The organism is Actinospica acidithermotolerans, assembly GCF_018139625.1.
GTDB lineage: Bacteria > Actinomycetota > Actinomycetes > Streptomycetales > Catenulisporaceae > Actinospica > Actinospica acidithermotolerans.
Map to the genome: position 1 here is coordinate 20,415 of NZ_JAGSOH010000042.1, position 23,291 is coordinate 43,705.

Consider the following 23,291-nt stretch of genomic DNA (forward strand, 5'->3'; position numbering starts at 1 on the left):
GAAAGGGTTCGACTATACACGGAGCGCGCCGATAGGATTACCCCAGTCAACCAGCCTAGCCACGGGGGGGCCTTTGATCGCGAGGCAATCCGTCGATCCGGCCTGGTGGGACCACGAGCAGGTCAACGGTGTCGGCATGCGGCAGATCCTGGCTGATCGCGATATCGGCACTGTGTTCAAGTTTCTGCACAATCGTGGTTGGAGCTGGGCGGCGATAGCTCAGGCAACTGATATTGGCGAGCAGCGCATCCGCGAGATCGCCAATGGCAGGCGGCGGATCGAGAACTACGACGTGTACGTGCGTATCGCCAGCGGCCTCCAGATTCCCCGCGACTACCTGGGCGTCGGCCTCAGACCGCTCACTCAGCCAGCATCTGCCGCCTTCGCGCCCGCCGTCGTTCCACAAACGCAGGCCGCGGAGTTCACCGCATCCTTGCGCGGCGCTTTCGGACTCGCCGAGAAGCCTGGCGCTGAGGACGACGCGCAGCCAGAGAGTGAGCTGTTCGAGTCACAGATCATGCAGGCTTGGCTCGACCGACGCGCAGTCGGCCACCGGGGCACCAATCTCGTCCTGGTCGCGGGATTCGCCGGTTCGGGCAAGACCGAATTCGCCCGGTTCCTGAGCGCGATCACCAGTTGGGCCCTGCTGGACAAGGACGTACTGACCCGCCCGCTCGTCGAGAGCATGCTGACCTCGATGGGGGGCGACCCCAACGACCGCCACACCGAGCTCTACCGGACCGAAGTCCGACCGGTTGAGTACCGATGCCTGATCAATGCCACGTTCGCGAACATCGACAACGGCGTATCCACAGTGGTAACCGCTCCCTTCCTTGCCGAAGTCGCGGACATCCACTGGCTGCGCTGGCTCCTTCACCGATGCGCCGAGTCGGACGTACATCTCGAAGTCGTCTGGGTCGGCGCCGACACCGACACCATGCACACGTACATCCACAGGCGGGACGCCGCACGCGACAGCTGGAAACTCAACCGCTGGGACGAATACCTCGGTTCCATCGACCTGGCGCTGCGCCCTCAGATACCGCACTTCTACGTCGACAACTCGCTCAACGCTGCCGTCAAGCTCGCCGACGAAGCGTGCGCAGTGTCCGAACGGATCGGCCGATGAATACGGGCATCATCCTCTACGGGCCCCCTGCATCGGGCAAGGACACCGTCGCCCAAGCGCTCCATCAGCTCAGCTCCAGCTACATGCAGTTCCAACGCCTGAAGGTCGGACCTGGCCGGACCACCGGATACAGGATGGCCACACCAGCGCAGCTCGACGCTCTACGGGCCTCTGACCAGGTCCTCTATGAGAACGAGCGCTACGAGGCCACCTACGTGGTCGACCGATCCCACCTCACCGGCCTACTATCGGCTGGCACCATCCCCGTCATCCACCTCGGACAGATCGCCGGCATCCATGCAGTAAGGCGCTACCCGATTCGGTGGATCACCGTACTTCTCTGGTGCTCCAGGCCCACCACTGCCGACCGTCTTCGGAACCGCGGCGCCAGCGACCTCGATGTCCGCCTCGGTGTTTGGGACGAGACGCTTGCCGACCTCGGACAAGCCTCGGACACCGACTTCTCCCACCGCATCGACACCGAGCTCATCCGCCCGGACGAAGCCGCGACCGTCATCAACGCACTCGTCGCCGCGGCGCCGGATCAGACTCAACCTCAGAGGAGTCCGCTGTGACGGCCGCCGAATTCGCCATCGTCGTTCCCGCGCTGCACCTTTCGACAGCGAGCGGCGACGTCGACCTCCAGCTGACGCGCCGCTACGCCGAGAGGGCGGCATCCACATGGGTAGACCGGTTCATCGTCTCTGGCTCGACGACACGCGGTGACCGTCTTACCTGCGAACAGCGGGCCGATCTGCTCGACCTGTGGCTCGAAGTCACCACCCCGGATCGGCTCCTAGCGTGCAGCTGGGTACCCGAAGACCTCGAAGCCGCAGCAGCGCGGCACATCGCGCCGATGGGCGTCATGCGCGGCCTCGACGATCCGGCCGCCGCGCTCGAATACCTCCAGAATCTGCCGGACGGAGCGTTCGTCTACTCCCACCCCATGTACGGTAAGGCCGTTTTCGACTCCACCCTCGCCGCCACTGCGCGCGACGCTGACGCTCTGCCGCGCGGCGGCAAGCTAGCCAAGATCGCCCCCGATGAGATCGCGTATGTTCGCCGAGAGGCGGGTAGAGCATTCGACCTCTGGGACGGTTCCTCCAGAAGGATTGAGGCATCAGTGCGCTCGGGCGCTTCCGGCGTTGTGGCAACCCCGCTCTGCGCGTTCGACACCGAACTCCCGGATCGGCAGAGCGACGCACTCCAACGATTCGTCGACCCCATCCAAGACTCCCTGGACCAGCTCCCCGACCGCGCAGCCAGAAGCCACGAGCTTCTAACCCGAGCATGCGCCGCGCTATCCATCACTTAGCACGGCACTTCGCTCGATCGCGTTCACAACACAGAGTAAGCCGAGGCTGCCGCGGTCCAGGAGCCGAACAGATCGTCGCCCAACTCGCCGCACGGCTCGTGGTCACCGGGGGGATTGCGGCCAGTACCGCGCTCGCCGGAGCCGGGAGCGCCAACTCGGCCACCGGAACCAGGGCTGGAAGAGCGTGATCAACACCCTCAAGCTGTACTACGAGGACCGGATCACCATCAACAACTAATTGCTATTCCACCGGCTCCACCCACAACGTCCTACACAGTCCCGGGCCGCGGGAAGGATGCCGCCGTCCCGGTGGCAGGCGGGCGACCGTGGTGCACGAGCGGATCAGACTATTAAGTCATGCAGTTTCTGCGGTTCTGCTTTCAGGCTTGATTGCACTGAGTCAGCGAGGGCAAGGCGAAGACCGGTCAGTCCCTGGCCGGCAGCCGACACGTCGATCCCGCTGTGCCCACGCCCCTGCTGCGTCGGCGGATCGTCCGATCGCCTGGGCCGGGGCCTGGTCCAGCGCTGCAGTATGGTCGCCGCACAGCAGGACTTCGAGTTCAACGGCCGTAATTTCCAGTGCACGCGCCAGACTGACGCGTAGCCAGGGCTGGGGTTCGCCAGTGCCGGCATCCCAACGGCCGACCGACCGGACGTCCACACGCAGGCGGTCCGCGAGATCCTGCTGGGAAAGGCCAACGGCACGCCGCCGCCGCGTGAGCCCGGTCCTTCGCGCCTTGACCATCCTCCGACCTCGCTAGACCTTCCCTCGCATCACCCTGTCGACGTGGGACCAGTGCCCCACGCTTCAGGTTACTGCCCGCTTCTGCGCCATCACCGCACAGCCGCCACGCCGCGGCTTCAAGCGGTAGTGAAAGAACCCTGATGTGCGGCGGCGGGAGTCCAGCGAAGGAGCGAAATCTCTCCAGAGGCGAGGCGCGGCCACAGCTGGGTCGGGCCAAGGCCAGCCCTGTGTGGCCGGCTCACCCAAGTTGACTCGCCATGCGAGCCAGTGCAATCTCGATCTCGTCCCACGGGTAGCGGGGCTGCCCCACGCTCCCATCCGGACCGGGAATTCGAGTGGAGGGATGCCCGAACCCTGCCGTGAACTCGACGCCCGCCATACGCAGCCGCTTCAGGCTCTCCTCGGCCGCGGGGTGCTTTGCGAGCTGCGCGTTCACCCATGGCACCGCGGCGATCTGTACGCCGAGCCCGATCGCCTCGTTGAGCAGCCCCATCGCCAGTGTGTCGCTGTTGCCCTGTGCCCACTTGTTGAGTGAGTTGAAGGTGAGCGGTGAGACGAGGAACGCGTCCGGAAGTGGGAGCACGTCCGGGTCCTGGGGCCGCTTGTAGTAAGAGCGGACCGGGAGCCCGGTCGCCTTCTCGACCGCGGGCACATCCGCGATGAAGCGCAGCGCCATCGGTGTTGGCACGACTGCCACCGTGAATCCGGCCGCTTGCCCGAGCTCGACCGCGCGCAGCACATCCCCGGCGGGACGCGCACCGCACGCCACCACGTACAGACACGGACTCTCCACCACAAGTTCCTCCTCGAGAACGCTTCGCTTCCGGCCCGGGCGTGTCATCATCACCCTAGACGCCCCCTGCGAGTGAGAGTCCAGTGATGTCAGAAGTCCCGATCCACGAAACTCCTGGCGACCGGGTCAGGATGCTGCGCAGGCGCGCGGGCTTGAGCCAGCGTGAACTCGGCCAGCGCGCCGGTCACGGCCAACAGTGGGTGTCGCAGGTCGAGCGGGGGGACATCGAACTCGACAAGGTCTCCGTCGTCAACGAACTCGCCCGCGCCCTGCGCTGCCATCCCCGCGAGATCCTCGGCACCCCCAACTTCGCGACCCCGGCCGAGAGGGCGAACGACGCGGCAGATGACCTCGTCCGGCAACTCCGGCGCCTCGATCTTCCCCCCGATCTCGCAGCTCACCGAGCGTTGCCCGAGCTCGAGGCTGACCTCGAAGAACTCGTCGTGCTGCGCGGCGAAGCGAAATACGCGCAGCTCGGCGCCCGCACGGTCGCGCTCATCGCTGAACTACATGCCGCGTCCGCAGCCCCGAGCCAGCGCGACCGTGAGCGTGCCTTCCGGATCCTCACGCACGCGTGCAAAGAGGCACACAGTTTCGGCTACGGACTTGGCCATCCTCATCTGATCGAGCTGGCGACCTCTCGTGCCCGGTGGTGCGCCGAACGTTCCGACGACCCCCTGCTGCCGGCGCTCGCCGACTACATGGCCGCACGGGACGCTTGGACCACGGCAGATTGGCGTGACGCGATGCTGCTGGTCGATCGCGCGATCGACACGGTGGCCGACGCCCACGCCGAGTCCAAGCGCGCCGCGAGTCTGACCGGCGCCCTACACCTTCGCGGCGCCATCACCTCGGCGCGCTCCAACGACGGGGACGGCGCGTACGCCCGCCTCGAGGAAGCTGCGATCCAAGCGCAACTGGCGAAGGGCGCCGACCCGTACCTGAACTGGTTCTCGATCGGGAACGTGAACCTTCACCGTGTCGCGGTCGCCGTCGAGTTGGGCGACGGTGTCGAGGCGGTCCGGCGCTCCAAGGGTCTGATCATCCCGAAAGGTCTTCCGAACTCCCGCCTGGCCCACCACTACCTCGATACCGCGCGCGGCTTCGTGTGGGTGAACGAGATAGAGCGGGGACTGTCCGCGCTCGAACGCGCCTACAGGATCGCGCCGCAGTTGGTACGCCACCATCCGATGGCCCAGGCCACCGTGCGCTCGTTGCTGCGGGCCGAGCGCCGCTCGACCAGGGAACGCCTTCGGACGATGGCGGACCGGCTCGATGTGAACTGACTCCGCGAACCTCATACCAGCCGGACTGGTATTCCGGTGTGTCGAACCTCCTACGGTGCGTGATGAACCTGTCATCCGCTCCTGGAGGACCCGATGCACGGCAACACCCATGCCACAAAGGGCCGGACGCTCACCAAGCACGATGACCCCGCATCGATCGCCGCGTGGGTCAAGCGGACGGCCGTGGTCCTCGACTCGCGCCTCCCCAGCGTCACGGTCATACGCGCAGGGCAGGTGGCCGAAGCACTCGTGGACAATGCCCAGCGTCACGGTGCCCCTCCGGTCAAGATCGAAATCAGCGTCTCCGCGTTCGTGACCATCGAGGTGACGGACCACGGGCCGGCGTTGCCGGCCGCCAGCACGGACGGCACCGGATCTCTCGCACGGATCGTCGACGCGTTCGCGACCTTATGGGACGTCGTTCAGCACGACGACGACTCGAAGACCGTGTCCGCGATGATCTCGACCGGACCGGCGGACACCATCCCCCAGGGACAGCAGCGCTCGGAAACGTCGCGCTCACTCGCTGGCGAGAAGGAGCGCCGGTGAGGTCAGCGGCAGATCAAGTTCCGGGGCCTTCGTGCACATCGATAGCCGTGCGCGTCGCCTCCCGGCAGCCACTCGCTGCCGATGGCATCTCGCTTCTCCCGCCCCCGGATGCCCCCGCCTCCGTCCAGATCGGGCCGGCGCGTTCTGCTCGCGACGGCCGGACATCTGACCGTCAATCATGCGACATGCATTCGCGCAGGTCGTCCGGGTCGGCGTCCGATGGATGTCCGAAACCTGTCCGGTCAATGCCCTGGGTTGGTGCGGCATTGTCCGGTTGGATTTTCTGTGCGGCGATTCGGCGCCCACAAGTCAGCCGAGCGTCGCCTGCTTACCAGATTGACTTGGCAGATCGTCGTAGGGGAGTTTCGCGATGAGCGGACCGACGATTCAAGACCGCCGCCGTGCCTCGGCCCGGATTTACGATGCCGCGTCGGGGCGCGCAAGCACCGTGCCCGTACGCCGGTTGGGTTTCAGTTTCGCCGCCGAGCCGGTGCACGTTGCTCAGGCGAGGCACCGCGTCGCCGATCTGCTCGGGTCGGCGTGGGGCGATGGCCCGGCGGCCGAGGAAGCCACACTGGTGGCCTCGGAGGTACTCACCAACGGCTGCCGTTACGGCGGTGGCCGTGTTCGGGTGCGCGCGAGGATCAGCAGTCAGCGGATGACGTTGAAGGTCTCCACTCCGGCCCCGTGGCGCGATCCCGAGGCGCAGCCCGATGTCGATGCCGAGAGCGGCCGAGGGCTGGAGATTGTTCGGGCGCTCGCGGAGTCGGTGAGCATCGCGGCGGATCCTGACGGCCTTGGGGTCAGCGTGACCGTGGTGTGCCTGGCCGCACCGGCGCCGACCGCTGCGGCGATGCGGTCAGGTGCCAGATGAGCGCTCGGCTTAAACCTTTGACGCCGGAGCGCTCCGCGGTGCACCGGTTCGGAGCGCTGCTGCGCCGGCTGCGGATTGAGGCCGGATTCTCGCAGCCCGAACTCTCGGCGAAGCTCTACACGTCGAAGTCGACCCTCAGCCGCGCCGAGACGGGCGTACGGCTGCTGCCCCGCGATCTCGCCGAGGCGTGCGACGAGTTGCTCGGCGCTGGCGGAACCCTGCTCACGGCATGGCTTCACGCCGACTCGGCTCCCTCCATCGATTCGCCCGGCGAACGGCCCCGACGCGGGAGCGCCGCGCTCACGTTCATCCCGTGCCTGTGCACCCTCGCATTGCAGTGCAGCGCCGTGGGTGGTCTCGACCCGAGCTTTCCGGCGGCGACGACGGCCCGGCGCACGGAAGGCTTCCCTGCCGCGGCGTGCACGGCCGAAGGTCAGCGCGATCGCGGCCGGCCCCTTGGGCTGGGCAGGGCCGATCGCGGGGTCTATTCCCGATCGCTTCAGGGCGATGCCCACCAGGAGCCGCCGTCCGCGCGTTCGAGCCCGCGCGTGGCGATTCGATCAAGATCAAGGGCGCGTGGGCCTGCGCGTCAGGCCGCGGGCGGCGCCTTACTCCACTCTCGTTACCCGCTCGGCCGTTCCCCTTTCGCCGTCGCACCCGTGGCGGTCGGCTGTGTCTGACTTCCTGTGGAGTCTGGCGTGGCGCGATCACCGGCTGGATTCGGCGTGCACGGACGTGCAGGCAGGGCTGCTCGGCGCGGCGCGGCTGGTGCTGGGCGAGACCCGGGGGGCGTGGGCGTTCGCGCGCCGCGGTTACGCCAGCGCCGTGCTTGGATCGATGGCCGCGCGCACGGATCTGGCCGAGCAGTGGCTGAAGGAGGAGCCGAAAGATCCTGACGCGCTCCTGCTGGGGGCGCGGGTGGCGGCGGTCCACGCCGCCGCCGCGTACCGGAAGCGGCATCGCCGGGCGCGGGACCTGCTGACGCAGGCGCTCGACCTGGCCGGGCGCAGCGCGCTGGCCTGGCCAGACGATCCCACCCCGTACGTGGTCACGCTCGGGCTGGCCCGGTTCGAGTGCCAGGATTCGGAGCCGTCCGACGCGCTTCCGGAACTCGGCGGTCTTCCAGGTCCGTGGCGGCTGGTGGAGCAGGAGATCTGGCCGCGGGACCCGTTCAACAGGGAGACGGGCCGGCATCTGCTGGCCTATTTCGGGTCGAAGTTCGAAGGCGCGGCACCCGCGCGGGTGGCCTTGAGTGTGGCGGCGCGCAGCCCAGCGGCGAGCCCGCTGCGGTTACTGCCGTTGGCCGCGCTTCTTGAGTACCCGCTTGAGGGCAAGGACGCCGAGGCCGCCGACCTCGACCAGTTCCAGCGGATCAATAGCCTGCGGAAGATGGTCGCGGACCTCGACGAGCAGTTGCGCACGGGCGCGGGGATCGACGGCTACACCTCCCGCGATGACCTGCAGGAGCGGCGCGACCGGCTCGTGCGCGCCCTCGAGAAGGAGACCCTGGCCGCGGAAGCCGCGCCGCGTGTCGTGCGAGCGGCGATGACGCGCGACCTCGTGGACCTGCACGCAGCCTGGTTCACGTACCGCTCCGGCCCCGAGCAGGAGGGCGCGACGATCGCGGATGTGTCGCTGCTGGCCCGCGGACTTCAACTCGGCGGCGAGTACAGCCGGGCAGGCGCGGTGCTGCGGTATCTGCTGCCGTACGCCTCGGCCTACCCGTGGAAGCTCGACGGCGATCCGGGCGAGGTGCTCCGCGATGCGATCGCCGAATGCTCGGCCGAGAGCCACCTCCCGGTCGACCTGCGCGCTCCGGCCGTGCGGCCGACCTCGCCTCGAGCCGGCCCGGAAACCGCGCCGCCCGAGCCGGACCAGCAATAACCCACTGTGCCCCACCGACTCTTCGAGGAACCAGCTATGTCAACATCGATAGAAACCGCCGGTGCGCCGGCGGAGATCGCCGCCGCGGACAGGGAGACACTGCACGAGCTCGGCATCCCCCAGGAGCTCAACCGGCGCATGACCGGGTTCGGGGCGTTCGCCGTCCCGCTGTCTACCACCTCGGTTCTCACCGGTATCCCGGCCATGTTCGCCTTTTCCATGGTTACCGGCGGCCCCGCCGCCCTCGTGTGGGCGTGGGTGATCGGCGGCCCGCTGTTGCTGTGCGTGCCGTACTCGATGGCTGAGATCTGCTCGGCCTATCCGGCATCCGGCGCCTTGTACTTCTGGAGCGACAAGCTCGCGACCAAGCACCACCGGATCGCCTCGTGGATCACCGCGTGGGTCAACGGCATCGGGCAGGTCGCCGGCACGTCCGGCGCGGCCTACAGCATGGCGCTGTTCCTCGGCGCCTATATCGGGTTCAAGACCGGCTGGGCCCCGACGCTGCACGAGACCTTCGCGATGTTCCTCGGTCTGCTGGTGCTCGCCGGGCTGGTCAACAGCTTCGCGGTGCGCTTCGTGATGTGGCTCAACGAGATCTCGGTGTGGGTGCACGTCGTGGTCACGGCCGCGATCGTCATCGCCCTGGCGTTCGTGCCCGCGCACCACCAGTCGGTCTCGTTCGTGACCACGAAGCTGGTCAACGACACCGGGCAGCCGTACATGGGCTACGCGCTGGCGCTGGCCCCGCTCACCCTGCTCTACACCATGACCGGTCTCGACGCCCCCGGCCACATGTCGGAGGAGACGCAGCAGGCGACCGTGAACGCGCCGAAGGCGATGGTGCGCTCGGCGCTGTGGACCTGGCTGCTCGGACTCGCCCTGATCCTGGCGCTGTTGTTCGCGATCCAGAACTACAACGGCGAGGCGGCCGGATCGTTCGGCGTGGCCCCGGCATCGATCATGGTGGACGCGCTGCCGAACTGGCTCGCGACGATCCTGATCCCGGGCCTGCTGGTCGGTACCGGGTTCTGCCTGTTCGCCTGTGTGACCGCCACCAGCCGTCAGTTCTTCGGCGCCGGACGCGACTCGGTCTACCCCATGAGCAAGTACCTGCACTCGACGTGGCGGCGCTTCCGGTCCCCGGTGTTCGCGACCTGGTTCGCGATCTTCTGGATGGCGGTGCTGGGGTTGGCGACCTTCTGGTCCTACTACGCGTTCCTCGGGCTGACCGCGCTGGCCTCCGCCGGGCTGTTCGGCGCGTACATCATCCCGGTGTTCCTGCGGCTGAAGGCCGGCGACCAGTTCACCCCGGGCCCGTTCAAACTCCGCCGACCCAAGCTCGTCGGGACGGTCTCGGTCGCGTTCGTCACCGTCTTCGGGCTCGTGGCGCTGCTGCCGACCACCTGGCCGATCACGCTGCACGACTTCAACTGGGCGCCGGTCGGACTCGGCGGCGTGCTCCTGCTCGTTCTGGCCTGGTACGCGATCGGCGGGCGGCGCAGCTACACCGGAACCCGCCAGTTCACCGCCGAGCAGATCGCCGAGATCGAAGCCGACCTCTAGCCACCCCGAGACCCCGCAAGGCCCGGCCGTGCGCGCGCCCCGTCGCGTGCCGGGCCCGCGGCGGGCGCCGAGACCGGCCGTAAGTGGGACGGCCGGGCCCCCGACTCGGCGCACCCCGCCCCGCCGAGCATCCCCCCTCGGCGGGGCGGGCCCCCCGAACCCGTACCCGCGTGTGCCCCAGCCCCAGGAGAGCGAGCAACCCCCAATGCCCACCACCACCTTCCCGACCAGCGCGGACCACGCATGCTTGAACGCCGACGAAGCGATCGCAGCCGGCCGGTTCACCCTCCAGCTCCACCCGAGCCGCGAGGACTGGCACGAGATCGAATCCTGGATGATCGACGAGGGCTGGGACCCGGGCTTCGGCGACGCCCAGACCATAACAGCCCTCGACCCCGGCGCCCTGGTGATCGGCCTACTCGACGACACCCCGGTCTCCGCGATCTCCGTACTGCGCGTGAGCGGCCTGTACGCCGTGATCGGCAACTACCTCGTCCACCGCGCCTACCGCGGCCGCGGGTTCGGGCTGGCGACCTGGCGCGCAGCGCTCCCGCACGCGGACGGACGGGTCATCGCCCTGGACGCGGTCCCGGAGCGGATCGGCACCTATGAACGCGCGGGGTTCACCGCCTCGCACACCACGATCGGCTACCACGGCACCATCCACGGCGGGCGCACCCGCGCCCATCCACGGGTGCGACCGCCCGAACCGGGCGACCGCGCCGCGATCGTCGCGCTCGATGCGGCCTGCTCGCCGTTCGAACGCTCCGGTTTCCTGACGGTGTGGATCGCCGCCGACAGCACCCGCACGCTCGTCTACCAGGAGCGCGACGGGCAGGTCACCGGCTTCGGCGCGATCCGGCCCAGCCGCGCCGGCTACCGCATCGGACCCCTGATCGCCACCCACCCGCAGGCGGCGAGCGTCTTGTTCGACGCCCTGACCGCCCCGCACCCCGGCGAGCAGGTGGTGCTCAACTGCCCCGAACCGAACCCCGGCGGGCGCGAGCTGGCCCGCGAGCGCGGCCTGTCGCGCGCCTCGCACACCATACGCATGTACTCCCACCCGGTCCGGCCGACCGCGCTCTCCCACAGCTACTCGACCGCCTCACTCGCCTGGGGCTGACCCATCCCGCCACCCGGTGTGCCACCCGCTGACTCTTGCGCCCCGGGGCAACCCGAAACTCAACTGCCACGAGTATTCGACTCCTGATTCACTTTCTCCGATTCCAGCCAGCATCGAGCCCGCGAAGGAGGCGGCAGTGACCGAACCAGCCCACGAGTTCCAGGCACTCGGCGCCGCGTCCGAGTTCGGGCAGCGGTTCGCCGCCGTCCACGAGACCCGGCCGGCCGCGACCGCTGGACCGCCCGGTCTCGAGCAGGTGCTGCTCGGCCTGTCCTGGATAAGCCCGACCTCGTACCAGCTCGCACAAGACGCGGTCGAGCGGTTGGCCCGGACCCGGGCGGAACTGGCCGCCCACACCGCCCCGATTCCCGGGTCCGCTCCACTAACCCGAGCCGTCAGCGCGTTGCACACACGCATCGGGTTCGTCCTGCACCACTGGGAGAGCGAACTCGCCGCCCTCGAAACAGGCGGCTGGGGCCCGGAGCACGCCCAGTCGCTCGACCGCGACCTGCGGGAGATCGCCTCGAGCGGCGCGCTCGCCCTCAAACTCGCCAGCACCCAAAGAGGCGAGGCGAACCCAGCCGGTATCCCAAACGCCGCTCCGTCCGCCGACACCGGGCCGCGACTGGCCGCAGGCCGAGCGCGCCACCGCGGCCACAGCGGCCGGACCCGGACGGGCTCAGTCTCGCCCATCGGCGAAACCAGCCTGACTGCACGACGCAGGCTCCCAAATGCCGCTTCGCGGATGCTGGTGCAGGCGGCCGGGATCGTCGCCGCCACGTTGATCGTGTCCGCGGTCTGCTTCGAGGCCTTCGACCGCACCCCGCCCGGTAACGCCTCCCCGACCACCCAGGCCGCCGGTATACGCGCGGCGCGCACACCCAGCCCGGCACCGAGCCGCCGGACACCGCCGTCCACACCCGGTGCAGCGAGCCTGCCCGCAGCCGCCGGAATCGTCACCTCGCTGCAGATCCAGCTGCTCGGCGCCAGCACCGCCACCCCACGCATCGACGTGATCGTCTACCTCGACACCGCGAGCACCGCCCCGGTCACCGTGGCGATCAGCTACCGCGCCGTGGGCGAGCCGACCACCGGCACGAGCACGCGCACCGCGGCCGGCCACACCTCCTACCAGATCGCCCTGCCGATCGACGCCGCCGCCTTCTGCAACCGGGCGGTGCTGGTAGCCGCCACAGCCGGAGGCCTGTCGGCAAGCCAGTCCACCAGCGCCGGAGCGTGCGCGAGCGCGCCGGTCTCGGCGTCCACCCACGGGAGTGAAACATGATCAGATACGAGGCGCTCGACGGCGCCACTGTGTGCATCTGCGCGCCGGCCCGCGCCAGCTGGCAGGTCGCCGATCTGGAACTCAGACTCGCCCTGGCCGGCGCGAGCGTACTCGCCCCGGCCCCGGCCGGGCGCGAGCTGAGCCCGATCGAACGCGCGAGCCTGGCGGCGCTGCACCTACGCAAGATCGAGGCCGCCGACGCCGTGGTGGTGGCCAACAGCGGCGGGTACACCGGGGCGGGCACCGCCAGCGAGATCGCCCACGCGCTGCGCCTGGGCACACCGGTGCACCTGGCCGACGACGCGGTCGAGCTCGAAACCGATCCCGCAACCTACGAGGAACTGGTCTCGCGGACCGCGTCGATCGAGGTACGCCCCGCATCCCAGTTCCCGGCCCGTCTCACCCGCGGAAGCCTCGTCAGCGTGTTCGCCCCCAAGGACGGTCGCGGACGGTGCGCCTGGTTCCGCATCGGGCAGGTGCTGGGCTTTCCCGGACGCATGCAGGCGGCCGTCGCCCTCGATACGGCGCGGGTGCGCGCCGGCATGGACGTCGACGACCTTCTCGCACACCTCGACCGCGAATACCCCGGCGAGGACGATCAGCCGTTCACCGCGCTCGAACTCGAGTTCGTCGCCGAACTGGGCGAACTGGCCCATCCGGTCGCACCGCGCCGGCCGGGCGCGGTGCGCCTGCTCGCCCGCAACGAAGCAGGCGAGGTCGCGTTGACGCCCGGGTCCGTGGGCCGGCTCGAGCTTCCCAACCGGCGACTCGCGCCACGCCAGCACCCCGCACAGGCCGCCGAGCAGCTCGCACGCGACCTGTTCGGCGGCCAAGAACCGGCGGTGCGCCTGGCCGCGCTCGACACCGAGGTCTCCGGCATCACCAGCGACGCGCAGATCTACGCGTGCGACCTCGGCCACCTCGACGCCGCGGCGGCTGGCGAAGCAGCGTCGGAGCACGGCCTGGTGTTCACCTCTCCCGCGCAGGGGCCCACTCGCGCCGACCCGTGGACCGCACGGGTGATCGATGCGCACCTCACGCGCGGCGATGCGACCGGGGTGCTCGTGCTCGAGGACGGATACCTGCCCGGTCATCGCACCACATGGCAGTGGTTTGAGACCGACACCCCGCCGCAGGGCGTGCCGGTCACCCAGGCCGGAGTGTGGGCGATCGACCGGGACGGGCGGTCCGTGCTCCAGCATCGGGTGGATCAGGGCAGGTTCGCTCTTCCAGCCGGCAGCCCGGAACCCGACGATCGCGATTGGCTGGCCACCGCCGCCCGCGAGGCGTTCGAGGAAAGCCAGATCCTGATCGACCAGTCCCGCGCCCGCCTGATCGGCTTCCAGGTCACCTACGCCGACCCCGCCTTTCCAAACGGGCTGGCTCAGGCCCGGTTCGTCGCCCCGCTCCTCGGCTACCTGCCGATCGCCCCCGACACCGACCCGAAACTCACCGCAGCCCGGCCCGCCTACCGCAGGTACCTCGCCGACCTGCGGCATGCCGCCCGCCTTCTCGGCTGGGGGCCGCACGCCGACGCCCAGATCCGCGCGGCCGAGCAAGCCGCGTTGGAGATCGGGCTTCCCGTCGACCGGCCGGCGGGCGATGACTACCGCGACCACGGCGACCCCGAGCTCGCCGAGATGCCCGCGACCTGGAACGTGCTGTTATGACCGCCGCTCAGCGAGATAACACACCCACGCTCCCGCAGGCTGGCGCGCGCGACGTGGGCCTCGAGGCGCCCAGCACACGGGCGCGCCGTCGCCGCACGGCCAGGCCCCGGGAGCATCGCGCCACCGGCCACGGCCCCGACTCGTTCCCACACGTTGAATCCCGCCAGGTCAGATCGTCAAGAAAGGCGCCAAACATGACACAGACGCGACAGGTCGTGCAGGACGCTTCCGAGCCGCGCGCGTGTGACTCCCAGCCACGGGTGACGGGAGCAGGCATTGAGACCTTTGGATACGCGCGCTCCCCCAGGTGTTCACGGTGGACGATCCGAGGTCTTCTTGACGGCCGCGGGCGCAGCCGTAGCTGGCCACGACGCATCGGGCTCCAGGCAACAACCACCGGAGCTATCTCGTGAACCAAACCGCCAACAACAACTGGGAACCGCCAACTAAAACTGGGGGTCGCACTCAGCCTTCCGGCCCTGCGTTGGACTGCGGGATCATCGTGATCGACTTCGAAGCGCTCACCCCCGCCGGCCGGCCCATGGAGCCGGTCGAGGTCGCCGCCCTCGCCCTACGTCATACCGGCGGGCGCTGGCGCGAGCAGGCACGCTTCAGCGCCCTGATCCGCCCGCCCGACGATGTTCCGGTGACCGCCAGATTCACCACACTCACCGGCATCACCGCAGCGATGCTCACCGGCGAACCCAGCGCGCGGCAGGTTCTCGGCGAGCTCGACCGTCGCCTGTCCGCACCGCCCTACCGGCTGGTCGCGCACAACGCTGCAACCGAGGGCAGCCTGATCCGCAACCAGGCAGAGCACTGCCCGAACCTGGCTTCGACCCCGCTGATCGACACCATCGCCATGGCCCGCGCCGTCATCCCCCACCTGAGCTCCTACAAGCTCGACACCGTCCGAGCGCACTACCGCATCCCGCCGCAGCCCGACAGGCACCGCGCCATGGCAGACGTCGAACTCACCACCGAGATCTTCACCCGCCTGCTGGCCGACGGCGCGAAAGCTGGGTGCTGGCACGACCTGCCCAGCCTCGAGTGCGCCGCCGGGCGCGCCGCGCCCAGGCGACCGGCACCGCGGCCCCGCACACCGTGGGAAGCAGAGGTACCCGCCCAATGACCGCGCGACCCGCACCAGCGAACCGTACGAGAAGAGCAAGGAGAGGCACGAGCAGGCCGTGAACGAGCACGCAAAGAAATCCGAGCCGATGCCGGCGCGGGACAACGGGACCGATGCTGCAGGAACCGTCCCGCTGCTGGCGCCGGCCAGGCGGATCCCGGCGGTCCTGGCGGCACTCGAGAAGGAGGCGCAGGTCGCTGTGATCGCCGCCCACGCGGACCTGCCGAGCCCGACCGCGCTGCGCCACCTGCAACATCTAACCCGCTGTGGGCTGGCACAGGCGGGAAAGGCCGATCCGGACAGGTACGCGGCGGCGCCCGGGCACGCGCCATTGCACCCGGCGACGCTCACACCGGCCGGTCACGCCGCAGCCGTCTCCTGGCACATCGCGTGCGTGTACGAAGCCGCGCGCGTGCTCGGCGCACTCGCACTGCCCGCGGGAACACGGATCACGCCCGACCCCGCCCGCCCGCCGCGCACCCCGGCCAACCCGGGCGTGGCGCTGGCCTGGTTCACAGCCGAGCACGACCATCTCGAGCGCGAACTCGAACACGCCGACCAGCGCGGCGAGCACACGCACACGTGGCAACTGGCGCTGCTGATGCTGGGCATCGGCTGCTTCACCGGCCCCTGGCCCACCTGGCGGCAGGTCTACCAGCGCGGCATCACCGCGGCACGAGCAGACCGAGACCGCGCGGCGGAGGCGACGCTCGCCGAAGCCGCCGGCAAACTCGAACTGACCAGTGGGAATCCCGCGGCCGCGCGCGAGCACCAGCATCACGTGCTGTCCCTCCGCGCCGCCGACCGCGACAGCCGCGGCCTAGTGCGCTCGCTCAACACCATCGGCGTGACCTTCCTGCGCGAAGGGGCACTACGCGAGGCCGGCGAACTGTTCACCTGGGCGCTCGATCTGGCCCGCACGACCGGCTACCAGGAATTCGCGACCTTCGCATTGATGAACCTCGGCGCAGTGCACGCACGCACCGGCCCGCTCCCGCTCGCGGTCAAAGAACTGCACGCCGCGATCACCGCACTACGAGCCAGCGGACGCACAGCCTACCTCGCCAACGCCCTCGAGAATCTCGCCGCCGCCTACCGGCACGCAAGCGATCTCGAACGTGCCGAGCAAACCGCCATCGAGGCGATCAAGACGGCCACCAAAGCGCAGGTGCCGATGTTCCTGCCCGGACCGCTGATCGAGCACGCACACATCCTCGCCGCCCACGGCGAGGCGGGCGGCGCGCTCGCCCTACTGCACGAAGCGCGCGCCATCTACGACGAACTCGGCGACGACCTGCGCGCAGAGCGCACCCGCCGACACATCGAGCAGCTCTCCCAGGCACAACCTCCACCCGAGCACGCCGCATCCGAGGCCGCCGTCGACACGGCCCCAGCCGACGCAACAGACATCTGAAGGGGCGCGGATGAACCAGCACACGAACGATCGACCTGGCTGCGGCATGGCCGCACAGCCGCTGCCGGTCGACGAGTTGCGGGGTCTGCGATGGTGAGGATCTTGAATGATGCCCGTCCGCGTCCCGCCGAGCGCCGGGAACGGCGCCCGGCGACGCGGCGGCGCGCGCTGTGGATCGCCGCGGCGGCAGCCGTCATCGCCGTGGCCGGCGCACTGGCGGCGGCAGCGACGGGCGGGAGCGGGTACCCGTCCCGCAGCGACGTGCGCAACACGCTGGTGCGCCTGGTCAACCAGGTGCTCGCCGACGCCCACCAGTCCGGCGCGCATTCGGCCACGTGGATTGAGGCGGCGTGCGGCAACACAGACGGCGCGCACGGACAGCTCACCCTCGAGCTCTAACTCGACCCGGTCACCCCCGCCGCAGCCCAAGCCGTGCTCGGCGCGGCGCACAAGGCCTGGAGCGTGGACAGATACACCGTGACGACCGGCACGTTCGAGACCGGCCCCGCCTACGCCTCGACGCCCGACGACCAGGTCATCGCCACCAGCGGCTCCTACCGGCTCTCGTCGACGTCGGTCGAAGACACCTCGATCTGGTTCACGGCATCCTCGTGCTACGCGCAATCCGCGCCGGCCGCCGCGTCGCAGAGCCTTGCGACGATACCCGCGCCGGCACCCGCCGCGAGCTACCACAGCCCGTAAAACCTCAGAAGCGACCTGCCGAGCCCAGGTTCAGGCATCCGATGCGGGCCAGGCGTGCCGGGACTCACAGACCGCAGCAGTGAGTCCGGATCGGGGAAACACTACTTCGTGCGCTGACACACATGACATACGAGGGCACTCAGCCAGTAGACGGGCATCACGATGCGAGGGGGAGAGATGGTCAGGAGAGTCGGACGCGGCGGGAACCGGTCCGCCAGGAGAACGGTAGCCGGGCGCGGGCCGAGCACGCCCGCCGCGGCCCAAGCGGAGCTCGGCGCGCAGTTGCTGGATGAGGCGATGAAGGAGGCGAGTTGGCTGCGGCACCTTGGCGAGGCCGGGAAGGTATCGATCTGGGTGATCGCCAAGCGGATTCCGGTGGTGATCGGGCAGATTGCCCGGCTCGGCTGGCGGGCGAGCCCGCGCGCACTGTTTACGGTGGTGGCGTGCACGGTCCTGTCCGCTGTGCTGGCTGGCCTCGCGCTGGTCGAGAGCGTGCACGTGCTCGCGGTGCTGTTCGGGCCCGGTGCCTCCGCCGCGCGCATCCGTTCCGCGCTGCCGTCGGTGCTCGTTCTCGTGGCTCTGTACTCGGTGCGGGCGTGCAGCGACACCGCGATCAACTACGGCCAGGCGCAACTAGCCCCCCGGATCAAACGCAACGCCGAGATCGAGTTGTACGGGCTGATGGCCCAGGTGAAGGCGGACGCGTTCGCCGACGCGGACCTGGCTGACGACCTCCAGCGTGCCGCGGACAACGGCATCGGCTACCTGCAGCAGTCGGTCCCCGGATGCATCGCGGTGGTCTCCTCGATCCTGTCGATGGTCTCCTCCGCCGGGGTACTCGCCTATCTGCATCCGGTGCTGCTGCCGTTGCTGTTGCTGGCGGTGCTGCCGACCGGTTTGGCCTCGGTCCGCTCCGCGCGCGCGGAATTCCGTTCCCGGCTGCGGTTTTCCAGCATCAGTCGGCGGCTATGGATTCTCGCGTGGATCCTGATCGACCCCGAGCAGGCAGGCGAACTGCGGGCGTGTGCGGCAGGCCCGCGGCTGTTCGGCGAGCACGCGCTGCTCGCGGACGCGGTGCGCGACGAGCGGATCCGGCTCGGCCGCGAGCAGGCCGCCACCGCCCTGGCGGGAAGGGCCGTGACCGGGGTGGGCACAGGAGTCGTCTACGGGGCGCTGGCGTGGATGCTCACCGCCGGATGGCTGCCGCTTAGCCGCGGGCTGGGGGCGGCGATGGCGCTGCGCAGCGTCCAGTCCTCGCTGCTCGCCCTCGTGCTCTCGGTGCACGGGCTCTTCGAGCAGGCGCTGTGGGTCCAGGACCTGACCGATGCGATCACCGCCGCCCGCGCCCGCCTGCCGCGCACCACCGGCGTCTCCTGCCCCGAGCAGTTCTCCGTGCTGGAGCTGACCGGGGTCGAATACACCTACCCGCGCGCCCGCGACGACGACGAGAACGAAGCCGCGCCGCGCCCCGCGCTCACCGGCGTGGACCTGGTGATCAAGGCGGGTGAGGTAACCGCCCTGGTCGGCTCGAACGGCGCGGGCAAGTCCACACTGGTGAAGATCCTCGCCGGGCTGATCGAACCGGATTCCGGCCGCGTGGCGTGGGACGGGCGCGAGACGGGCGAGTTCGACTCCGAGTCCGTGATCGCGCGGGTCGCGATGTGCCCGCAGGACGCCACGCTCTACCCGATCACCGCGCTCGGCAACATCGCCGTGAGCGAGCCCGACCCGCAACACATCGACCGGGTGCGCGCTCGCAGCGCCGTGACGCTCGCCGGCGCCACCGAGATGATCGAGGAGTTGCCGCGCGGCTGGGAGACCGTCTTGTCGGGCCGGTTCCGCGGCGGGGTCGAGCTGTCCGGCGGCCAGCGCGCGAAGGCGGCGATCGCCCGCGCGCTCTACCGCACCGACGTCGCGATGATCATCCTCGACGAGCCGACCGCGAATCTGGACCCGTTGGCCGAGGCCGAGACCTACCGGACCGTCATGAGCCTTCGTGACCGCGGAGATGTCGCGATCATCTTGGTTTCGCACCGCTTGGGCGCGGTCGTCGGCGCCGACCATATCGCGGTATTCGACCAAGGGCGCATCGTCGAAGCCGGAACCCACACTGAGCTCGTCGCCCAAGGCGGGCTGTATCAGCGCATGTACGAGGCCCAGTTGGCCATGTACGTCAACCGTCAGACGCTCATCTGATGCGCAAGATCGCCCGCCTGCACCCCGCCGACCGGCACTCGGGAGCGTGCGCATGTAGACGGCAGGGTCCGCCGCGGACTCCGGCGACCGAACCGCTTCAACGTCCCCGTATACCGCTACTCGAGAGGAACTCGGATCGGGTGTTCGCCCGGCTCAGATCGGCAGGAACATCTCCTCGCAGCGCAGCCGCAGCAGCTCGGCCAGCCGCCGTGCCTCGGCGGCGTCAGATTGGGCCCACCGACCGCAATCCGCTTCCGCAATTCCGAGAGTTCTGACATGGTGCTACCCATGTCACGGAGGGAAGCGATCGCACGACGGCGTGCCACGGTGGGGCACAGCCAGGAGAGCCTCGCCGAGAAGCTTGCTGTCGATGCGCGAACGGTCAGACGGTGGGAGTCTGGGCACTCAGCACCCGTCCCGTACCTGCGGCCGAAACTCGCGAACGAGCTTAACTGGACACCGGACGAACTCGAACGCGCCCTCACCGCGGCTGAAACACCCGAACCGGTCGACGGCTCAGACCGCGATCTCGAAACTTCCGACGCCTTGAGTTCGCTGACACCGGGATACTTCAACAGTTCGGCCCACCGCGCAACCAGCCTCGCCTCCGACCTCTTACTCGGCAACGCAAACGCCGAGGACCTCAACCACCAGCTGTCTTGCCTGGCGAAGGACTACCTGGATCTGCCGCTCACCAAAATCGTCCCGCGGGCACAGGACGCGCTCGACCACGCACGCACCCTCCTAAAATTCACGCCGCCAGGTCCGAGACGCTCGGACGCTCTCTTGGCCGCGGCACGCAGCCTCGCCCTATTGGCCAACGCCGCCATGGACACGGGAGCGCATCCCGCCGCCCACCAGCACGCCGACGCCGCGGCAGCCCTCGCAGCCGTAGCCGGCCACAACCCCACAGTCGCCTGGCTTCGCGGCCTGCAGTCCAGCAACGCCTACTGGTCCGGCAACGAGCGACAGTCCGCCCGACTAGCCGCATCTGCACAGCAGCTCAGCCGAGACGGCGCAGCTGAGCTCTACATCGCGGGACTGCGCGCCCGCGCCGCCGGACGACTCGGCGATCTCGCACACATGCGCAAGGCAATCGACACCGGCAGACACGTCGCGGAACTCCCCACCAGCGAGCTGATGGTGGGGGTATTCGGATTCAGCGAGGCGAAGCAAAACCTCTATGTGGCCTCGGGCCTGCTCGGCGCCGGCGAAGACGCACAGCAGGCACTCTCCCATGCCCAACTCGCTGTCGCGCTCTACACCGACACCAAGGTCGTGCAGGCCCGCGGGTTCGGGGATCTAGCCGGCGCCCGCATCGATGTGGCAACCGCGCAGATTCGCCTAGGCGAATACGACGGCGCCGAGGCGGCACTCGCGCCAGTGCTCGCGCTGCCCCGAAGCCAACACGTCGCGACAATCCAGGCGCGCCTCAGCAGGCTTATCTCGGAAATTCAAGGACACCCATCTCGGCGCGCCGACGACCTCGCGGAGCGCGTCCGCAGTGCTCTGCCAAGACCACGCACGTGACCGAGGCGGCCAGGTGGGAGACAATGGCTCCATGCTCTCCACGACCGAGCACGGCCCGTTCAGCCGTGCCCGCTTGGCCAGATCTCTCGCCGCAGCGTGCGAGCACGCTAATCTCGACCCATCCGGTGCCAAGCTGATCCACACAACGGTGAACGCCACGTTCCAGACACGGCAGCCCGAAGTGATCATTCGCATCGCGCGATCACGCTCGCTACTCCCTCAGGTCGACCGCGTCCTCGCGCTCGCGCGCTGGCTCAAGAGGCACTCTGTACCCGCTGTGGTGCCTGCCGACATCGACCAGCCGCTGCCGATCGAGGAATCCGACCACGTCGTCACGTTCTGGAATTACATTCCGACCACACCGCCGAAGCCGTCCAGTGCCGAGCTCGCCGCCCCGCTCCGACGCCTGCACTCATTGAGCCCGCCGCCTTTCGAACTGCCGCACTTCGCCCCTATCGACACGGGTCGAATGCGCATCGACCTGCATGGATCAGCTCTCGACCCAGCGCAGTACGAATGGTTCGCGGATCGCCTCGACCAACTCGAGGAGGAGTTGTCGAGCCTCGAGTACGCGCTCCCTCAATCCGTCATCCACGGAGACGCCTACGTCGGCAATCTGCTACGGGCCCCTGAGGGGCACATCGTCCTGTGTGATCTCGATGGGATGTGCATCGGGCCGCCCGAATGGGACCTAATCCCCGAGCTAGTCGCAGCCGTCCGATATGGTCGACCCGGGTACCAGCAGCTGGTTGAGGCCTACGGATTCGACCCGCGCTCCTGGGTCGGCGCGGCAGTGCTTCAGTCCGTCCGCGAGATTATGGTGCTCACTGGAGTCCTGCCGGTTCTCGACTCCAGCCCCGGCATCCGCTCGGAGTTCAACCAGCGGCTCGCTTCGCTGATGGACGGCACCGACGGGCTGGCGTCCTGGACGCCATTCGCGAGCGCGGCGTAGTAGGCAACCGTCCGCCCTCGGTCTTCGTGAAGCCAGCCGGGGTTTCCGCGAACCGCACGACGGCGACAGCCGGATCTACCGGCGTAAGCCAGCGATCCGCGTATCCTACACCGACATCATCCGGCACACCGCGAGGCATCCGGTATCTGCGGCCCGAGTCGGTCCTGCTGCTCAAGGCGAAGGACGTCCGCCCCAAAGACCAACGGGACTTCGAGACGACACTTCCGCTCCTGAACCGGCACCAGCGGAAAGCCCCTACGACGCTGCTGGATCAGGCACATCCAGGACACCCCTGATCCTCTGCCCTCTTGACCGCGCGTCGACTCGGCCATATCCCAGACCTCAGCGGGGCGCAGCGGCAGCCAGTTCGGACCGTCCCCCGTCCACCGAGATTCTGTTGCGCCGTGGCCACCACCCAGGCTGCCCGGTGGGTGCGCCGCGTACTACGCGGCCAGCAGCACGAGCAGAGCGCCGGCGAACAGGAACGGTCCGAAGGCGACCCGGCGTGATGCGCTCTGTGCGCTTCGCCGTTACGTAGGCACTGCTTCGGCGCGACGTTCGACCTGGGTCCCCCGTTCGTCCGCCGTAAACGCGTGGCGTGCTACACGGCCGCGAGGACGAGCAGAGCCCCGGAGAACAAAAACGGACCGAACGCAATATGTCGTGACGTTCTGCCTGCCAGGCGCCGACCGAGGACGTAGAGCGCTGCGAGAAGGTACGCGGCGATAACGCCGTGCAGCACGTGAGTCCAGCCCAGGTAGCCGAGCGGCAGCGCGCACAGGGCTGCCACCTTGCAGTCGCCGAACCCGAGCCCTCCCATGATGATCAGCGCCAGAGCAGTGAAGGCGAGGAAGACGACGGCCGCCGCGGCCAGGGCTCGCCAGAGCTGTCCGTACGCTCCGGCGGTACCGGCCGCGATCGCGAGCAGTCCGGCGCATCCGGCGAGGGCTGGCAGCACCACCTTGTCGGGCAGCCTGCGGGTGGCCACGTCGATCGTCGAGAGTGGCAGCGCGACGGCGAGCAGAACGAGGCAGGCTACGGCCAGTGCCGACGGATGCATCCGGCCGGCGATCGCCACCCCTAGCGCCGCGCCTACCGTCGACAGAGCGGCCATTGTCGTGCCGCGCCTACGGCAATGGCCGGCCA

22 protein-coding genes are annotated in these 23,291 nt (G+C 69.0%); 19 read left to right on the forward strand and 3 right to left on the reverse strand.

The window, feature by feature from the left end; all coding sequences use genetic code 11:
- The first annotated feature begins 73 nt into the window (after positions 1 to 73).
- The 3 genes from KDK95_RS15885 to KDK95_RS15895 are packed head-to-tail and all read left to right on the forward strand — an operon-like array spanning position 74 to position 2,444.
- A complete protein-coding gene (locus KDK95_RS15885) occupies positions 74 to 1,129 on the forward strand; it encodes an AAA family ATPase (protein ID WP_212518946.1) in 1,056 nt (351 codons plus the stop codon).
- Positions 1,126 to 1,704 carry a DEAD/DEAH box helicase family protein gene (locus KDK95_RS15890; RefSeq protein WP_212518947.1) on the forward strand — a complete coding sequence of 193 codons (579 nt, stop codon included), beginning with the start codon at positions 1,126 to 1,128 and terminating at the stop codon, positions 1,702 to 1,704. Before KDK95_RS15885 ends, KDK95_RS15890 begins: the two co-directional genes overlap by 4 nt.
- The gene (locus tag KDK95_RS15895; protein WP_212518948.1) at positions 1,701 to 2,444 is read left to right on the forward strand and encodes a hypothetical protein; all 744 of its coding nucleotides are present in this window, start codon (positions 1,701 to 1,703) and stop codon (positions 2,442 to 2,444) included. Before KDK95_RS15890 ends, KDK95_RS15895 begins: the two co-directional genes overlap by 4 nt.
- A 400-nt stretch (positions 2,445 to 2,844) precedes the next feature.
- Here the strand turns inward: KDK95_RS15895 and KDK95_RS38220 are convergent, their stop codons facing one another.
- Together KDK95_RS38220 and KDK95_RS15905 are read right to left on the reverse strand one after the other, a co-directional pair.
- On the reverse strand, positions 2,845 to 3,189 hold the full coding sequence (locus KDK95_RS38220) for a helix-turn-helix transcriptional regulator (RefSeq protein WP_212518949.1): 345 nt from the start codon (positions 3,187 to 3,189) through the stop codon (positions 2,845 to 2,847).
- 238 nt (positions 3,190 to 3,427) lie between these two features.
- Complete coding sequence (locus KDK95_RS15905) at positions 3,428 to 3,982, reverse strand: flavoprotein (protein ID WP_212518950.1); 555 nt, start codon at positions 3,980 to 3,982, stop codon at positions 3,428 to 3,430.
- An 86-nt stretch (positions 3,983 to 4,068) separates the two neighbouring features.
- Here KDK95_RS15905 and KDK95_RS15910 point away from each other — a divergent pair, with 86 nt between their 5' ends.
- The 16 genes from KDK95_RS15910 (at position 4,069) to KDK95_RS15985 (ending at position 22,145) form a co-directional block, all read left to right on the forward strand.
- Positions 4,069 to 5,268, forward strand: coding sequence for a helix-turn-helix domain-containing protein (locus tag KDK95_RS15910; protein WP_212518951.1), 1,200 nt, complete (start codon positions 4,069 to 4,071; stop codon positions 5,266 to 5,268).
- Positions 5,269 to 5,361: 93 nt separating this feature from the next.
- Positions 5,362 to 5,817 (forward strand): ATP-binding protein, encoded by a 456-nt coding sequence (locus KDK95_RS15915; protein ID WP_212518952.1) that lies wholly within the window; start codon positions 5,362 to 5,364, stop codon positions 5,815 to 5,817.
- Between the two features lie 370 nt (positions 5,818 to 6,187).
- Positions 6,188 to 6,691 (forward strand): ATP-binding protein, encoded by a 504-nt coding sequence (locus KDK95_RS15920; protein ID WP_212518953.1) that lies wholly within the window; start codon positions 6,188 to 6,190, stop codon positions 6,689 to 6,691.
- Positions 6,688 to 7,371: a helix-turn-helix domain-containing protein gene (locus tag KDK95_RS15925; protein ID WP_212518954.1), complete on the forward strand. Its 684-nt coding sequence runs from the start codon at positions 6,688 to 6,690 to the stop codon at positions 7,369 to 7,371. Before KDK95_RS15920 ends, KDK95_RS15925 begins: the two co-directional genes overlap by 4 nt.
- Positions 7,364 to 8,575, forward strand: a complete 1,212-nt coding sequence (locus KDK95_RS15930; protein WP_212518955.1) for a hypothetical protein — start codon at positions 7,364 to 7,366, stop codon at positions 8,573 to 8,575. Before KDK95_RS15925 ends, KDK95_RS15930 begins: the two co-directional genes overlap by 8 nt.
- A gap of 36 nt (positions 8,576 to 8,611) precedes the next feature.
- Positions 8,612 to 10,141: an amino acid permease gene (locus tag KDK95_RS15935; protein WP_212518956.1), complete on the forward strand. Its 1,530-nt coding sequence runs from the start codon at positions 8,612 to 8,614 to the stop codon at positions 10,139 to 10,141.
- 205 nt (positions 10,142 to 10,346) lie between these two features.
- Entirely contained in the window at positions 10,347 to 11,264 is a 918-nt protein-coding gene (locus KDK95_RS15940; RefSeq protein ID WP_212518957.1) for a GNAT family N-acetyltransferase, read from the forward strand.
- Between the two features lie 136 nt (positions 11,265 to 11,400).
- Complete coding sequence (locus tag KDK95_RS15945) at positions 11,401 to 12,549, forward strand: hypothetical protein (protein ID WP_212518958.1); 1,149 nt, start codon at positions 11,401 to 11,403, stop codon at positions 12,547 to 12,549.
- Complete coding sequence (locus KDK95_RS15950) at positions 12,546 to 14,219, forward strand: NUDIX hydrolase (RefSeq protein WP_212518959.1); 1,674 nt, start codon at positions 12,546 to 12,548, stop codon at positions 14,217 to 14,219. Before KDK95_RS15945 ends, KDK95_RS15950 begins: the two co-directional genes overlap by 4 nt.
- Positions 14,220 to 14,721: 502 nt before the next feature.
- Positions 14,722 to 15,351 (forward strand): 3'-5' exonuclease, encoded by a 630-nt coding sequence (locus KDK95_RS15955; protein ID WP_212518960.1) that lies wholly within the window; start codon positions 14,722 to 14,724, stop codon positions 15,349 to 15,351.
- A gap of 58 nt (positions 15,352 to 15,409) precedes the next feature.
- The gene (locus KDK95_RS37720; RefSeq protein ID WP_212518961.1) at positions 15,410 to 16,765 is read left to right on the forward strand and encodes a helix-turn-helix domain-containing protein; all 1,356 of its coding nucleotides are present in this window, start codon (positions 15,410 to 15,412) and stop codon (positions 16,763 to 16,765) included.
- A 102-nt stretch (positions 16,766 to 16,867) separates the two neighbouring features.
- Positions 16,868 to 17,164, forward strand: coding sequence for a hypothetical protein (locus tag KDK95_RS15965; protein WP_212518962.1), 297 nt, complete (start codon positions 16,868 to 16,870; stop codon positions 17,162 to 17,164).
- 63 nt (positions 17,165 to 17,227) lie between these two features.
- Positions 17,228 to 17,467, forward strand: coding sequence for a hypothetical protein (locus tag KDK95_RS15970; protein ID WP_212518963.1), 240 nt, complete (start codon positions 17,228 to 17,230; stop codon positions 17,465 to 17,467).
- A gap of 177 nt (positions 17,468 to 17,644) precedes the next feature.
- The gene (locus tag KDK95_RS15975; protein ID WP_212518964.1) at positions 17,645 to 19,663 is read left to right on the forward strand and encodes an ATP-binding cassette domain-containing protein; all 2,019 of its coding nucleotides are present in this window, start codon (positions 17,645 to 17,647) and stop codon (positions 19,661 to 19,663) included.
- A gap of 276 nt (positions 19,664 to 19,939) precedes the next feature.
- Positions 19,940 to 21,193, forward strand: a complete 1,254-nt coding sequence (locus tag KDK95_RS15980) for a helix-turn-helix domain-containing protein (protein ID WP_212518965.1) — start codon at positions 19,940 to 19,942, stop codon at positions 21,191 to 21,193.
- 31 nt (positions 21,194 to 21,224) lie between these two features.
- The gene (locus KDK95_RS15985) at positions 21,225 to 22,145 is read left to right on the forward strand and encodes a phosphotransferase family protein (protein WP_212518966.1); all 921 of its coding nucleotides are present in this window, start codon (positions 21,225 to 21,227) and stop codon (positions 22,143 to 22,145) included.
- A 601-nt stretch (positions 22,146 to 22,746) separates the two neighbouring features.
- Here the strand turns inward: KDK95_RS15985 and KDK95_RS15990 are convergent.
- Positions 22,747 to 23,259, reverse strand: coding sequence for a prepilin peptidase (locus KDK95_RS15990; protein ID WP_212518967.1), 513 nt, complete (start codon positions 23,257 to 23,259; stop codon positions 22,747 to 22,749).
- Between the last annotated feature and the right edge of the window lie 32 nt (positions 23,260 to 23,291).